Annotated in this window: 22 protein-coding genes; all 22 read left to right on the top strand. The window is 67.2% G+C overall.

Annotation, left to right across the window (positions count from 1 at the left end; genetic code table 11):
• Window positions 1-457: 457 nt before the first annotated feature.
• The 22 genes from rpsL to rplR all read left to right on the top strand — a co-directional run bounded on the left by rpsL (window position 458) and on the right by rplR (window position 13,702).
• On the top strand, window positions 458-832 hold the full coding sequence (rpsL, locus tag L1785_RS17485) for a 30S ribosomal protein S12 (protein WP_236090562.1): 375 nt from the start codon (window positions 458-460) through the stop codon (window positions 830-832).
• Window positions 832-1,302: a 30S ribosomal protein S7 gene (gene rpsG / locus L1785_RS17480; RefSeq protein ID WP_236090561.1), complete on the top strand. Its 471-nt coding sequence runs from the start codon at window positions 832-834 to the stop codon at window positions 1,300-1,302. The genes rpsL and rpsG overlap by 1 nt, the downstream gene beginning before the upstream one ends.
• 75 nt (window positions 1,303-1,377) lie before the next feature.
• Complete coding sequence (gene fusA, locus L1785_RS17475; RefSeq protein ID WP_236090560.1) at window positions 1,378-3,480, top strand: elongation factor G; 2,103 nt, start codon at window positions 1,378-1,380, stop codon at window positions 3,478-3,480.
• A gap of 129 nt (window positions 3,481-3,609) precedes the next feature.
• Window positions 3,610-4,806, top strand: coding sequence for an elongation factor Tu (gene tuf / locus L1785_RS17470; RefSeq protein WP_236090559.1), 1,197 nt, complete (start codon window positions 3,610-3,612; stop codon window positions 4,804-4,806).
• A 507-nt stretch (window positions 4,807-5,313) separates the two neighbouring features.
• Window positions 5,314-5,622 carry a 30S ribosomal protein S10 gene (gene rpsJ / locus L1785_RS17465; RefSeq protein WP_019146773.1) on the top strand — a complete coding sequence of 103 codons (309 nt, stop codon included), beginning with the start codon at window positions 5,314-5,316 and terminating at the stop codon, window positions 5,620-5,622.
• Window positions 5,623-5,636: 14 nt separating this feature from the next.
• Window positions 5,637-6,290 (top strand): 50S ribosomal protein L3, encoded by a 654-nt coding sequence (gene rplC / locus L1785_RS17460; protein WP_236090558.1) that lies wholly within the window; start codon window positions 5,637-5,639, stop codon window positions 6,288-6,290.
• A 5-nt stretch (window positions 6,291-6,295) separates the two neighbouring features.
• A complete protein-coding gene (rplD, locus tag L1785_RS17455) occupies window positions 6,296-6,988 on the top strand; it encodes a 50S ribosomal protein L4 (RefSeq protein ID WP_236090557.1) in 693 nt (230 codons plus the stop codon).
• Window positions 6,985-7,287 (top strand): 50S ribosomal protein L23, encoded by a 303-nt coding sequence (gene rplW / locus L1785_RS17450; protein WP_236090556.1) that lies wholly within the window; start codon window positions 6,985-6,987, stop codon window positions 7,285-7,287. Before rplD ends, rplW begins: the two co-directional genes overlap by 4 nt.
• A gap of 32 nt (window positions 7,288-7,319) precedes the next feature.
• Complete coding sequence (rplB, locus tag L1785_RS17445) at window positions 7,320-8,156, top strand: 50S ribosomal protein L2 (RefSeq protein ID WP_236090555.1); 837 nt, start codon at window positions 7,320-7,322, stop codon at window positions 8,154-8,156.
• A gap of 14 nt (window positions 8,157-8,170) precedes the next feature.
• Window positions 8,171-8,452, top strand: coding sequence for a 30S ribosomal protein S19 (gene rpsS / locus L1785_RS17440; protein WP_236090554.1), 282 nt, complete (start codon window positions 8,171-8,173; stop codon window positions 8,450-8,452).
• A 71-nt stretch (window positions 8,453-8,523) separates the two neighbouring features.
• Complete coding sequence (rplV, locus tag L1785_RS17435) at window positions 8,524-8,892, top strand: 50S ribosomal protein L22 (protein ID WP_236090553.1); 369 nt, start codon at window positions 8,524-8,526, stop codon at window positions 8,890-8,892.
• Entirely contained in the window at window positions 8,892-9,734 is an 843-nt protein-coding gene (gene rpsC, locus L1785_RS17430) for a 30S ribosomal protein S3 (protein WP_236090552.1), read from the top strand. The genes rplV and rpsC overlap by 1 nt, the downstream gene beginning before the upstream one ends.
• 2 nt (window positions 9,735-9,736) lie before the next feature.
• The gene (gene rplP / locus L1785_RS17425) at window positions 9,737-10,156 is read left to right on the top strand and encodes a 50S ribosomal protein L16 (protein WP_236090551.1); all 420 of its coding nucleotides are present in this window, start codon (window positions 9,737-9,739) and stop codon (window positions 10,154-10,156) included.
• Window positions 10,156-10,395 carry a 50S ribosomal protein L29 gene (gene rpmC / locus L1785_RS17420; protein ID WP_236090550.1) on the top strand — a complete coding sequence of 80 codons (240 nt, stop codon included), beginning with the start codon at window positions 10,156-10,158 and terminating at the stop codon, window positions 10,393-10,395. The genes rplP and rpmC overlap by 1 nt, the downstream gene beginning before the upstream one ends.
• Window positions 10,396-10,402: 7 nt before the next feature.
• Window positions 10,403-10,687, top strand: coding sequence for a 30S ribosomal protein S17 (gene rpsQ / locus L1785_RS17415; RefSeq protein ID WP_236090549.1), 285 nt, complete (start codon window positions 10,403-10,405; stop codon window positions 10,685-10,687).
• Between the two features lie 126 nt (window positions 10,688-10,813).
• Window positions 10,814-11,182 carry a 50S ribosomal protein L14 gene (gene rplN / locus L1785_RS17410; RefSeq protein ID WP_236090548.1) on the top strand — a complete coding sequence of 123 codons (369 nt, stop codon included), beginning with the start codon at window positions 10,814-10,816 and terminating at the stop codon, window positions 11,180-11,182.
• Between the two features lie 2 nt (window positions 11,183-11,184).
• Window positions 11,185-11,526, top strand: coding sequence for a 50S ribosomal protein L24 (gene rplX, locus L1785_RS17405; protein WP_236090547.1), 342 nt, complete (start codon window positions 11,185-11,187; stop codon window positions 11,524-11,526).
• On the top strand, window positions 11,526-12,098 hold the full coding sequence (rplE, locus tag L1785_RS17400; RefSeq protein WP_283250197.1) for a 50S ribosomal protein L5: 573 nt from the start codon (window positions 11,526-11,528) through the stop codon (window positions 12,096-12,098). The genes rplX and rplE overlap by 1 nt, the downstream gene beginning before the upstream one ends.
• A gap of 1 nt (window position 12,099) precedes the next feature.
• Window positions 12,100-12,285, top strand: coding sequence for a type Z 30S ribosomal protein S14 (locus tag L1785_RS17395; protein WP_125773599.1), 186 nt, complete (start codon window positions 12,100-12,102; stop codon window positions 12,283-12,285).
• 87 nt (window positions 12,286-12,372) lie between these two features.
• Window positions 12,373-12,771, top strand: a complete 399-nt coding sequence (gene rpsH / locus L1785_RS17390) for a 30S ribosomal protein S8 (RefSeq protein WP_236090546.1) — start codon at window positions 12,373-12,375, stop codon at window positions 12,769-12,771.
• A gap of 20 nt (window positions 12,772-12,791) precedes the next feature.
• Window positions 12,792-13,328, top strand: a complete 537-nt coding sequence (rplF, locus tag L1785_RS17385) for a 50S ribosomal protein L6 (protein WP_236090545.1) — start codon at window positions 12,792-12,794, stop codon at window positions 13,326-13,328.
• A 2-nt stretch (window positions 13,329-13,330) separates the two neighbouring features.
• Complete coding sequence (gene rplR / locus L1785_RS17380) at window positions 13,331-13,702, top strand: 50S ribosomal protein L18 (protein WP_236090570.1); 372 nt, start codon at window positions 13,331-13,333, stop codon at window positions 13,700-13,702.
• Window positions 13,703-13,721: the final 19 nt, after the last annotated feature.

The following is a 13,721-nucleotide window of genomic DNA, read 5'->3' as shown; positions in this document are numbered from 1 at the left end:
ATCACGACACTTCTTCCCCCCCCCCCTCCCCCCCCCCCGGCGCCCCCCCCCCCCCCCCCCCCCCCCCCGACTCCCTTCGGCACAACCCGTGCGGGGTGACCCCCGTGCGAGAGGTGACCACGCCTCCGGCGTCGGGCAACTCACAGCCATTTGTTTTGACCGCCCGCGAACGCGCGGGTAGCCTTGGAAACCGTGCCCGCGCCGTCGGGCCGCACCTCCGGAAGCCGCTGCGAAGCGGCCGGCGGAAGCGGCCGATGTGAGTGTGCGGGCATTCCGGTGACTCCCTCCGCTGGCATCTGCCGCGGTGCGAGGACCCGGACCATCGAGCCGGTGGTAAGTGGCGAATGCGGTCCCCGCGGGGGCTGTGGGTGCCGCGTGCTGTCGGCACGCACAAGCCACAACCACGACGGGGAGACCGGCTACGGACTCCCCTCAAGCTCGAACAGACGGAGACGTAGTGCCTACGATCCAGCAGCTCGTCCGCAAGGGGCGGACCTCGAAGGCCGGGAAGTCGAAGACCCCGGCCCTCAAGGGTTCCCCGCAGCGGCGCGGGGTGTGCACGCGCGTGTACACCACCACCCCCAAGAAGCCGAACTCGGCCCTGCGCAAGGTCGCCCGTGTGAAGCTCTCGTCCCAGGTCGAGGTCACCGCGTACATCCCCGGTGTCGGCCACAACCTGCAGGAGCACTCGATCGTGCTCGTGCGCGGCGGCCGTGTGAAGGACCTCCCCGGCGTTCGCTACAAGATCGTGCGCGGCGCGCTCGACACCCAGGGTGTCAAGAACCGCAAGCAGGCTCGCAGCCGCTACGGCGCCAAGAAGGAGAAGGCCTGATGCCTCGTAAGGGTCCGGCCCCGAAGCGGCCGCTCATCGTCGACCCGGTGTACGGGTCCCCGGTCGTCACGCAGCTGATCAACAAGGTCCTGCTCGACGGCAAGAAGTCCACCGCCGAGGCGATCGTCTACGGCGCCCTCGAGGGCGTCCGCTCGAAGACGGACGGCGACCCGGTCGTCGTCCTCAAGCGCGCGCTCGAGAACGTCCGCCCGGCGCTCGAGGTCCGCTCCCGCCGTGTCGGTGGCGCGACCTACCAGGTGCCGGTCGAGGTGCGCCCCGCGCGCTCCACGACGCTCGCGCTGCGCTGGCTCACGGACTACTCGCGCGCCCGTCGTGAGAAGACCATGACCGAGCGCCTCATGAACGAGATCCTCGACGCCTCGAACGGTCTCGGTGCCGCGGTCAAGCGCCGCGAGGACATGCACAAGATGGCCGAGTCCAACAAGGCCTTCGCGCACTACCGCTGGTAGTCGCTCCCGCGCGGCCCCGGGCAACCTCCGGGGCCGTGCGCGGGCCCGCACCCACAGACCAAGGGGTAACACACCGTGGCACTCGACGTGCTGACCGACCTGAACAAGGTCCGCAACATCGGCATCATGGCCCACATCGATGCCGGCAAGACCACGACCACCGAGCGCATCCTCTTCTACACCGGCATCACCTACAAGATCGGTGAGGTCCACGAGGGTGCCGCGACGATGGACTGGATGGAGCAGGAGCAGGAGCGCGGCATCACGATCACGTCGGCCGCGACGACCTGTTTCTGGAACAACAACCAGATCAACATCATCGACACCCCCGGCCACGTCGACTTCACGGTGGAGGTCGAGCGTTCCCTGCGCGTGCTCGACGGCGCCGTCGCCGTCTTCGACGGCAAGGAGGGCGTGGAGCCGCAGTCCGAGACGGTGTGGCGCCAGGCCGACAAGTACAACGTCCCGCGCATCTGCTTCGTCAACAAGATGGACAAGCTGGGTGCCGACTTCTACTTCACGGTCGACACCATCATCAACCGCCTGAAGGCGAAGCCGCTGGTCATCCAGCTGCCGATCGGCTCCGAGGGCGACTTCATCGGCGTCGTCGACCTGATCGAGCAGAAGGCTCTGGTCTGGCGCGGCGAGACGAAGCTCGGCGAGGAGTACGAGGTCGAGGAGATCCCGGCCGACATGGTCGAGAAGGCGGAGCGCTACCGCGCCGAGCTCGTCGAGGCGGTCGCCGAGACCGACGATGTCCTGCTCGAGAAGTTCCTGGGCGGCGAGGACCTCACCATCGCGGAGATCAAGGCTGGCATCCGCAAGCTCGTCATCACCTCGGAGGCCTTCCCGGTCCTGTGCGGCTCGGCGTTCAAGAACAAGGGCGTGCAGCCCATGCTCGACGCCGTTGTCGACTACCTGCCGTCGCCGCTCGACGTCCCAGCGACCGAGGGCCACGACGTCAAGGACCCGGAGAAGGTCATCGAGCGTCACCCGGACGCCTCGGAGCCGTTCGCGGCTCTGGCGTTCAAGGTCGCCACGCACCCGTTCTTCGGCAAGCTGACCTACGTGCGCGTGTACTCCGGCAAGGTGGACCAGGGCGCTCAGGTGCTCAACGCCACCAAGGGCAAGAAGGAGCGCATCGGCAAGCTCTTCCAGATGCACGCGAACAAGGAGAACCCGGTCGACAGCGCGTCCGCCGGTCACATCTACGCGTTCATCGGACTCAAGGACGTCACCACCGGTGACACCCTGAGCGACCAGGCGAACCCGGTGGTCCTCGAGTCGATGACCTTCCCGGAGCCCGTCATCGACGTGGCGATCGAGCCGAAGACGAAGGCCGACCAGGAGAAGCTGTCGACCGCGATCCAGAAGCTCGCCGAGGAGGACCCGACCTTCCGCGTGCGGCTGGACGACGAGACCGGCCAGACCGTCATCGGCGGCATGGGCGAGCTCCACCTCGACATCCTCGTCGACCGCATGCGTCGCGAGTTCAAGGTCGAGGCGAACGTCGGCAAGCCGCAGGTCGCGTACCGCGAGACGATCCGTCGCAAGGCGGAGAAGATCGACTACACGCACAAGAAGCAGACGGGTGGCTCGGGGCAGTTCGCGAAGGTCCTCATGACCTTCGAGCCCCTGGACACGTCCGAGGGCGAGCTCTACGAGTTCGACAACGCCGTGACCGGTGGGCGCATCCCCCGTGAGTACATCCCGTCCGTCGACGCCGGCATCCAGTCGGCCATGCAGCAGGGCGTTCTGGCCGGCTTCCCGCTGGTCGGGATCAAGGCCACGCTGCTCGACGGCGCCTACCACGAGGTCGACTCGTCGGAGATGGCGTTCAAGATCGCCGGCTCGATGGTGCTCAAGGAGGGCGTGCGGCGGGCCGACCCGGTCCTCCTCGAGCCCGTCATGGCCGTCGAGGTGCGCACGCCCGAGGAGTACATGGGCGACGTGATCGGCGACCTCAACTCGCGTCGTGGGATGATCCAGTCCATGGAGGACGCCACCGGTGTCAAGGTCGTCCGTGCCCACGTACCGTTGAGCGAGATGTTCGGGTACATCGGTGACCTCCGGTCCAAGACCCAGGGCCGCGCCGTGTACTCGATGCAGTTCGACAGCTATGCCGAGGTTCCTCGGAACGTTGCCGAAGAGATCATCAAGAAGACCCGGGGCGAGTGAGTCCCCACAGGTCGACGACCCGCACAACCATCAACCTGTAGGAATACCCGCAACGCCCCGCAGTTGTAGGCTTCTTGGCCGAACATCTGCAACGTTCGGAACATCTACCCAAGTCCCAGGAGGACCCCAGTGGCTAAGGCCAAGTTCGAGCGGACCAAGCCGCACGTCAACATCGGCACGATCGGTCACGTCGACCACGGCAAGACGACGCTGACCGCGGCGATCTCGAAGGTGCTCGCTGACAAGTACCCGGAGCTTCCGGCGAACGTCCAGCGCAACTTCGACGAGATCGACGCTGCGCCGGAGGAGAAGCAGCGCGGTATCACGATCAACATCGCGCACATCGAGTACGAGACGCCGAAGCGCCACTACGCGCACGTCGACGCCCCGGGTCACGCCGACTACATCAAGAACATGATCACCGGTGCCGCCCAGATGGACGGCGCGATCCTGGTGGTCGCCGCGACCGACGGCCCGATGGCCCAGACGCGCGAGCACGTGCTCCTCGCCCGTCAGGTCGGCGTGCCCTACCTGCTCGTGGCCCTCAACAAGTCCGACATGGTCGACGACGAGGAGATCCTCGAGCTCGTCGAGATGGAGGTGCGCGAGCTCCTCTCCTCGCAGGGCTTCGACGGTGACGACGCGCCGGTCGTGCGCGTGTCGGGCCTCAAGGCCCTCGAGGGTGACCCCGAGTGGACCGAGAAGGTCCTCGAGCTGATGACGGCCGTGGACGAGAACGTGCCGGAGCCGCTGCGCGAGCTCGACAAGCCGTTCCTCATGCCGATCGAGGACGTCTTCACGATCACGGGTCGTGGCACCGTCGTCACGGGCAAGGTGGAGCGTGGCACGCTCGACCTGAACTCGGACGTCGAGATCGTCGGTATCCGTACCCCGCAGAAGACCACGGTCACGGGCATCGAGACCTTCCACAAGCAGATGGACCAGGCCCAGGCCGGCGACAACACCGGTCTGCTCCTCCGTGGCATCAAGCGCGAGGACGTCGAGCGCGGCCAGGTCGTCGTGAAGCCGGGCTCGATCACCCCGCACACGCAGTTCGAGGCGCAGGTCTACATCCTCGGCAAGGAGGAGGGCGGCCGTCACAACCCGTTCTTCTCGAACTACCGTCCGCAGTTCTACTTCCGGACCACGGACGTCACCGGCGTCATCACGCTGCCCGAGGGCACCGAGATGGTCATGCCCGGCGACAACACCGAGATGACGGTCGAGCTGATCCAGCCGATCGCCATGGAGGAGGGCCTCGGCTTCGCCATCCGCGAGGGTGGCCGCACGGTCGGTTCCGGCCGTGTCACCAAGATCCTCAAGTGATCTTGAGCTAGGTCTCTGACGGCGGGGCCCGGGTGCCGACAGGCACCCGGGCCCCGCTGCATTCCCGCAGGGTCCGGTCGATCTGGGCCGGCGGGAGCCAAGAAGTTGCAGTTGCGTCAGGGGTCACACCGGCTCCGTTGGAGTTCCGCGGAACGATGTGGCAAGATTGCACAGTTGCCTGTCACGGGCGCGCTCTTTCTTGTGTCGAACAGTGTGCTGAACCGCAGTCCCGACCTGAGGTCGCTGGGCTGGGCGGTCTCCCTCCCGAGGAGGGATCGCGGGGTTTTGTGTCCAACTGTCGACGCGCGCAGAAGGCGCCCCGCGGAGCACGCGTTCTCCAGCTTCTGGAGACCACTGTTCCGAGCAGGCTCGGCAAACGTCGTGGTCGGCCTTCGGGCGGATCACTTCCCAACGGCCTCATGCGTGCATGGTTATGTCGCACTAAGCGACACGCCCGAGCGCGGGGGTCGGACAGTAGCGGTTCGAGAGAGAGAGTCAGACGACGCCATGGCGGGACAGAAGATCCGCATCCGGCTCAAGTCCTACGACCACGAGGTGATCGACAGCTCGGCGCGCAAGATCGTCGACACGGTCACTCGCGCTGGTGCGACGGTCGTGGGTCCGGTGCCGCTGCCGACGGAGAAGAACGTCTTCGTCGTGATCCGGTCGCCTCACAAGTACAAGGACAGCCGCGAGCACTTCGAGATGCGCACGCACAAGCGGCTCATCGACATCATCGACCCCACGCCCAAGGCCGTCGACTCGCTCATGCGGCTCGACCTGCCGGCGGACGTGAACATCGAGATCAAGCTCTGAGGCTGGAGGACATCATGACCAACCAGCAGACGAACGTGACCGCGGTGCTCGGCACGAAGCTCGGCATGACCCAGCTCTGGGACGAGGCCGGTCGCCTCGTGCCCGTGACCGTGGTCGCCGTCGGCACGAATGTCGTGACCCAGATCCGCACGGAGGACGTCGACGGCTACGCGGCTGTACAGCTCGCGCACGGCCAGATCGACCCCCGCAAGGTCACCCAGCCCCTCAAGGGCCACTTCGAGAAGGCCGGCGTGACGCCGCGCCGTCACGTGGCTGAGATCCGTACCAGCAACGTCGCCGAGTTCACGCTCGGCCAGGAGATCACGGCTGCCGCCTTCGAGGCCGGCACAACGGTCGACGTCATCGGTACCACCAAGGGCAAGGGCACCGCCGGCGTCATGAAGCGTCACGGCTTCGCCGGCGTGGGCGCCTCCCACGGTTCTCACCGCAACCACCGCAAGCCGGGCTCGATCGGTGGCGCTTCGACGCCGTCGCGCGTGTTCAAGGGCGTGCGGATGGCCGGTCGGATGGGCAACGTCCGTCAGACCACCCAGAACCTGACCGTTCACGCGGTCGACGCCGAGAAGGGTCTGCTGCTCGTCAAGGGCGCAGTTCCCGGCCCCAAGGGTGGCGTCGTCGTCGTGCGTACCGCCGCGAAGGGAGCGTGACACCGATGGCCGCTCAGACCGTCGACGTCCTGGATGCCCAGGGCAAGAAGACCGGCACCGCCGAGCTCCCCTCCGAGGTGTTCGACGTCGCACTGAACGTTCCGCTGATCCACCAGGTCGTCGTCGCGCAGCGCGCTGCGGCGCGCCAGGGCACGCACTCCACGAAGACTCGTGGCGAGGTGTCCGGTGGTGGCCGCAAGCCGTACAAGCAGAAGGGCACCGGCCGCGCCCGTCAGGGTTCGACGCGTGCTCCGCAGTTCGCCGGCGGTGGCGTCGTCCACGGCCCGCAGCCGCGCTCGTACGACCAGCGCACCCCGAAGAAGATGAAGGCTGCCGCCCTGCGTGCCGCCCTCTCCGACCGCGCCCGTGCGGGTCGCGTGCACGTCGTCGCCGGTTTCGGTGTCGAGGGCGTGCCGTCGACCAAGACCGCCGTCGCCACCCTCAAGTCGCTGTCCCCCCGCGCGAACGTGCTCGTCGTGACGGAGCGGACCGACGAGGTGACGATCAAGTCGCTGCGCAACGTGGCCGAGGTGCACCTGCTGGTCGCCGATCAGCTCAACACCTACGACGTGCTCGTCTCCGACGACGTCGTCTTCACCGAGGGCGCGCTCGCCGCGTTCATCGCGGGCCCGGCCAAGGGCGCGAAGGCAGTCGCCACGGAGACCGAGGCCGACACCGCCGAGGAGGCCGCCAAGTGACCGCCGTGACGAAGGACCCGCGCGACATCCTGTTCGCGCCGGTCGTCTCCGAGAAGAGCTACGGGCTCCTCGACGAAGGCAAGTACACCTTCATCGTGGACCCGCGTGCCAACAAGACCGAGATCAAGATCGCGATCGAGCAGGTCTTCGGCGTCAAGGTCGACTCGGTGAACACGATCAACCGCAAGGGCAAGACGCGTCGCACGCGTTTCGGCCTCGGCAAGCGCAAGGACACGAAGCGTGCGATCGTCACCCTCCGCGAGGGCACGATCGACATCTTCGGTGGTCCGGTCGGCTGAGCCGGACGAGAGACGATTGAGGACAGGTTTCCATGGGAATCCGTAAGTACAAGCCGACGACGCCCGGCCGCCGCGGCGCCAGCGTCGCCGACTTCGTCGAGATCACGCGCTCGCAGCCCGAGAAGTCGCTGGTCCGCCCGCTGAGCAAGACGGGTGGCCGCAACAGCTCCGGCCGCATCACGACGCGTCACAAGGGCGGCGGTCACAAGCGCGCCTACCGTGTCATCGACTTCCGTCGTCATGACAAGGACGGCGTGCCCGCCAAGGTCGCGCACATCGAGTACGACCCCAACCGCACGGCGCGCATCGCGCTCCTGCACTACGCGGACGGCGAGAAGCGCTACATCATCGCGCCGAACAAGCTGTCGCAGGGTGACGTTGTCGAGGCCGGAGCCGGCGCCGACATCAAGCCCGGCAACAACCTGCCGCTGCGCAACATCCCGACCGGTACGGTCATCCACGCCATCGAGCTGCGTCCCGGTGGCGGCGCGAAGATCGCCCGCTCGGCCGGTGTGTCGGTGCAGCTCGTCGCAAAGGACGGCCCGTATGCGCAGCTGCGCATGCCGTCCGGCGAGATCCGCAACGTCGACCTGCGCTGCCGCGCGACGGTCGGCGAGGTCGGCAACGCCGAGCAGTCGAACATCAACTGGGGCAAGGCCGGCCGCATGCGCTGGAAGGGCAAGCGCCCGACCGTCCGTGGTGTCGCCATGAACCCGATCGACCACCCGCACGGTGGTGGTGAAGGCAAGACCTCTGGTGGCCGCCACCCGGTGAGCCCGTGGGGTCAGGCGGAGGGTCGTACGCGCCGTCCGAACAAGGCGAGCGACAAGATGATCGTCCGCCGTCGCCGCACCGGCAAGAAGCGCTGATAGGAGCCTGACAGATGCCTCGTAGCCTGAAGAAGGGCCCCTTCGTCGACGGCCACCTCCAGAAGAAGGTGGACGTTCAGAACGAGAAGGGGACCAAGACTGTTATCAAGACCTGGTCCCGTCGGTCGGTCATCACGCCCGACTTCCTCGGTCACACCTTTGCCGTGCACGACGGCCGCAAGCACGTCCCGGTGTTCGTCACCGAGTCGATGGTCGGTCACAAGCTCGGCGAGTTCGCTCCCACGCGGACCTTCCGCGGCCACGTGAAGGACGACAAGAAGGGCCGTCGCCGCTGAGCGGAGGGCTGACGCCCACCGCACAGCCGAGTGACGCCCCGACTGTCAAGAGACAAGAAGGCAGGACAGCAATGGAAGCCAAGGCGCAGGCGCGGTTCGTCCGTGTCACGCCCCAGAAGGCCCGGCGCGTCGTGGACCTCATCCGTGGCAAGCAGGCCGCCGAGGCCGTCGCGGTGCTGAAGTTCGCACCGCAGGCCGCGAGCGACCCCGTCCGTAAGGTCGTGGAGAGCGCAATCGCGAACGCCCGGGTGAAGGCCGACCGCGCGAGCGAGCGCTTCGACGAGGGTGACCTCGTCGTGGCTGCTGCGTTCGTGGACGAGGGCCCGACCCTCAAGCGGTTCCGTCCGCGCGCCCAGGGCCGCGCGAACCGGATCCTCAAGCGCACCAGCCACATCACCGTGGTCGTGGCGCCGCGAGCAGACAAGGAAGGGGCCCGATAGTGGGGCAGAAGGTTCACCCGCACGGGTACCGCCTCGGCATCACCACCGACCACCGGTCGCGTTGGTTCGCCGACAGCACCAAGCCTGGTCAGCGGTACCGCGACTACGTCCGTGAGGACGTCCAGATCCGCAAGCTCATGAGCACCGGTCTCGAGCGGGCCGGCATCTCCAAGGTCGAGATCGAGCGCACCCGCGACCGCGTCCGCGTGGACATCCACACGGCGCGTCCGGGCATCGTGATCGGCCGCCGAGGCGCCGAGGCCGACCGCATCCGCGGCGAGCTCGAGAAGCTCACGGGCAAGCAGGTCCAGCTCAACATCCTCGAGGTCAAGAACGCCGAGATCGACGCACAGCTCGTCGCTCAGGGCATCGCCGAGCAGCTTGCGAGCCGCGTCTCCTTCCGTCGCGCCATGCGCAAGGGCATCCAGTCCGCGCAGCGCGCGGGCGCCAAGGGTATCCGCGTGCAGGTCGCCGGCCGCCTCGGCGGCGCCGAGATGAGCCGTTCGGAGTTCTACCGCGAGGGCCGTGTGCCGCTGCACACGCTCCGCGCGAACATCGACTACGGCTTCTTCGAGGCTCGCACCACCTTCGGCCGTATCGGCGTGAAGGTGTGGATCTACAAGGGCGACATGACCGAGAAGGAGTTCGCCGCGCAGCAGGCAACTGCAGCTCCGCGCCAGGGCCGTGGTGGCCCCCGCGGTGAGCGCGGTGGCGAGCGTGGCGGCGAGCGTCGCGGTGGCGGTCGTCGTACCGAGCGTCCGGCCGAGCGTGCCGACGAGGCTCCCGCCCCCGTGGCGGAGGCTCCGGCTGCTCCGGCCGCTGAGACCGGAACGGAGGCCTGACCATGCTGATCCCGCGCAGGGTCAAGCACCGCAAGCAGCACCACCCGGACCGCCACGGCGCGTCCAAGGGTGGCAACCAGATCGCGTTCGGCGACTTCGCCATCCAGGCTCTCGAGCCGGCGTACGTCACCAACCGTCAGATCGAGGCGGCTCGTATCGCCATGACCCGCCACATCAAGCGTGGCGGCAAGGTCTGGATCAACATCTACCCGGACCGCCCCCTCACGAAGAAGCCCGCCGAGACCCGCATGGGTTCCGGTAAGGGCTCCCCGGAGTGGTGGGTCGCCAATGTCAAGCCCGGCCGCATCGTCTTCGAGCTGGCCGGTGTCCCGGAGCCCCTGGCTCGCGAGGCCATGCGCCGCGCGATCCACAAGCTCCCGATGAAGTGCCGTTTCGTGGTGCGCGAGGGTGGTGTGAGCTGATGACTGTGGGTACGAAGGGTCTGGCGCCCGCCGATCTGGACGGTTTCGACGACGAGCGTCTCGTCGCCGAGCTGAAGAAGGCCAAGGAGGAGCTCTTCAACCTCCGCTTCCAGTCGGCCACGGGCCAGCTGGAGAGCCACGGCCGACTCAAGGCCGTGCGTCGCGACATCGCGCGGATCTACACGATCCTGCGCGAGCGCGAGCTCGGTATCCGTACGGCTCCGAGCGTGAGCGAGTGAGGCTGGAATGAGCGACAACACGAACACCACCGAGGCCGTCGAGCGCGGCACCCGCAAGGTGCGTCGCGGCTACGTCGTCAGCGACAAGATGGAGAAGACCATCGTCGTCGAGGTCGAGGACCGCGTGAAGCACCCCCTCTACGGCAAGGTCATGCGCCGCACCAACAAGGTGAAGGCGCACGACGAGCAGAACACCGCCGGCATCGGCGACCTGGTCGTGATCATGGAGACCCGCCCGCTGTCCGCGACCAAGCGGTGGCGCCTGGTGGAGATCCTCGAGAAGGCCAAGTAACACCTCCGGTCCTGGAAGGCGGGGCATCGCCCCGGCGGAGCCCCGCCCACCAGGACCACACACTTCAGATATCCGTTCGGCAAGGCTCGCGAAGCGAGAACCGGCTCGACGACAGGAGTTCACTCAATGATCCAGCAGGAGTCGCGACTCCGGGTCGCTGACAACACGGGTGCCAAGGAGATCCTCTGCATCCGCGTTCTCGGTGGTTCCGGGCGTCGCTACGCCGGAATCGGCGACGTCATCGTCGCTACCGTCAAGGACGCGATCCCGGGCGGCAACGTGAAGAAGGGCGACGTGGTCAAGGCCGTCGTCGTCCGTACCGTCAAGGAGCGTCGTCGTCCGGACGGTTCCTACATCAAGTTCGACGAGAACGCCGCCGTGATCCTCAAGAACGACGGCGAGCCGCGTGGCACGCGCATCTTCGGCCCTGTCGGCCGCGAGCTGCGTGACAAGCGGTTCATGAAGATCATCTCGCTGGCTCCGGAGGTGCTCTGACCATGGCGAAGATCAAGAAGGGCGACCAGGTGATCGTCATCGCCGGTCGCGACAAGGGCAAGACGGGCCGCGTGCTCGAGGTGCTCAAGGACTCCGACCGCGTGGTCGTCGAGGGTGTCCAGCGCGTGACCAAGCACACCAAGGTGGGCGAGTCGCAGCGCGGTACCCGTACGGGCGGCATCGAGACGGTCGAGGCGCCGATCCACGTGAGCAACGTGATGGTCGTCGACCCGGAGACCAAGAAGGGCACCCGGGTCGGGTTCCGCAGCGAGCAGGTCGAGCGTGACGGCCGCCAGAAGACGGTGCGTGTCCGCGTGGCCAAGCGCTCCGGGAAGGACATCTGATGACCGAGACCACCATCGAGGCCCCGGCCCTGCCGCGTCTCAAGCAGAAGTACCGCGAGGAGATCCTCTCGGCGCTGCTGGAGGAGTTCGGCCACCAGAACGTCCACCAGGTCGGCGGTCTTTCGAAGATCGTCGTCAACATGGGTGTGGGCGACGCCGCCAAGGACTCCAAGCTGATCGAGGGCGCGATCCGCGACCTGACCGCTATCACCGGTCAGAAGCCGCAGGTCACCAAGGCTCGCAAGTCCATCGCGCAGTTCAAGCTGCGCGAGGGCATGCCGATCGGCGCCCACGTCACCCTCCGCGGTGACCGCATGTGGGAGTTCCTGGACCGCCTGCTGTCGATCGCGCTGCCGCGTATCCGCGACTTCCGCGGCCTGTCGCCGAAGCAGTTCGACGGCAACGGCAACTACACCTTCGGTCTCACGGAGCAGTCGATGTTCCACGAGATCGACCAGGACAAGATCGACCGTGTCCGCGGTATGGACATCACGGTCGTGACGACGGCGACGACCGACGACGAGGGCCGCTCCCTGCTGCGCCGTCTCGGCTTCCCTTTCAAGGAGGACTGACATGGCGAAGAAGGCCCTTGTCAACAAGGCGGCCGCCAAGCCCAAGTTTGCGGTCCGCGCCTACACCCGGTGCCAGCGGTGCGGTCGTCCGCACTCCGTGTACCGCAAGTTCGGCCTGTGCCGGATCTGCGTGCGGGAGATGGCCCACCGTGGCGAGCTCCCGGGCGTCACCAAGAGCAGCTGGTAACAACTACGTCGCAGGTCCGGGCGGCGCGGTGAGGACATCACCCCACCGAACCGCCCGGATACCCCGGCGAGGAAGGGCAAGAGCCCGATGACTATGACCGACCCGATCGCAGACATGCTGACCCGTCTGCGGAACGCGAACTCGGCGCACCACGACACGGTCACGATGCCGTCGTCCAAGCTGAAGTCGCACATTGCCGAAATCCTGCAGGCCGAGGGCTACATCGTCGGCTGGAAGGTGGAGGACGCCCAGGTGGGCAAGACTCTCACCATCTCGCTGAAGTACGGCCCGAGCCGTGAGCGCGCCCTGGCGGGCGTCCGCCGCGTCTCCAAGCCCGGCCTGCGCGTCTACGCCAAGTCCACCAACCTGCCCAAGGTCCTCGGCGGCCTCGGCGTGGCGATCCTGTCCACGTCCTCCGGCCTCCTGACCGACAAGCAGGCCCAGGCCAAGGGCGTCGGCGGCGAAGTCCTCGCCTACGTCTGGTAATCCGGAAAGGAGATAACGCCATGTCTCGAATCGGCAAGATCCCCGTTCCGGTCCCCGCCGGCGTGGACGTCACCATCAGTGGTGCGCTCGTGACCATCAAGGGCCCCAAGGGGACCCTGGAGCACACGGTGCCCACCCCCATCACCGTCTCGCAGGAGGACAGCACCCTCGTGGTGATCCGTCCGAACGACGAGCGCAACTCCCGTGCGCTGCACGGCCTCACCCGCACGCTCCTCGCGAACATCGTCGCCGGTGTCACGCAGGGCTACGAGAAGAAGCTCGAGATCGTCGGCACCGGTTACCGCGTGGCCGCGAAGGGCTCGGACCTCGAGTTCGCCCTCGGCTTCAGCCACCCTGTCGTCGTGACGCCGCCCGCCGGCATCTCGTTCGCCGTCGAGAGCCCCACCAAGTTCTCGGTGTCGGGCATCGACAAGCAGCAGGTCGGCGAGGTCGCAGCGAACATCCGCAAGATCCGCAAGCCCGAGCCGTACAAGGGCAAGGGCGTGCGATACGCCGGCGAGGTCGTCCGCCGCAAGGTCGGAAAGGCTGGTAAGTGACGATGGCTATCAAGATCCTGGGCAAGGGCAAGGCCGTCGCTCGTCAGCGTCGTCACCTCCGCCTTCGCAAGAAGATCACCGGCACCCCGGTTCGTCCGCGCCTCGTCGTGAGCCGCTCGTCGCGCCACATGGTCGCGCAGATCGTGGACGACACGGTCGGCAAGACCGTGGCGTCCGCCTCGACCCTCGAGGCCGACCTGCGTACGTTCGACGGTGACAAGACGGCCAAGGCCCGCAAGGTCGGCGAGCTCGTCGCCGCGCGTGCCAAGGCGGTCGGTGTCGATTCCGTCGTGTTCGACCGCGGCGGCAACAAGTACCACGGTCGCGTGGCGGCAGTCGCCGACGGGGCTCGTGAGGGCGGTCTGGCCCTGTGACGACCTACATCGCACGGAA

Origin of the sequence: Antribacter soli, from assembly GCF_021568775.1 — a bacterium.
GTDB lineage: Bacteria > Actinomycetota > Actinomycetes > Actinomycetales > Cellulomonadaceae > Antribacter > Antribacter soli.
The sequence above is the reverse complement of the archived record's forward strand: the minus strand, read 5'-3'. Positions and strand labels throughout refer to the sequence as shown.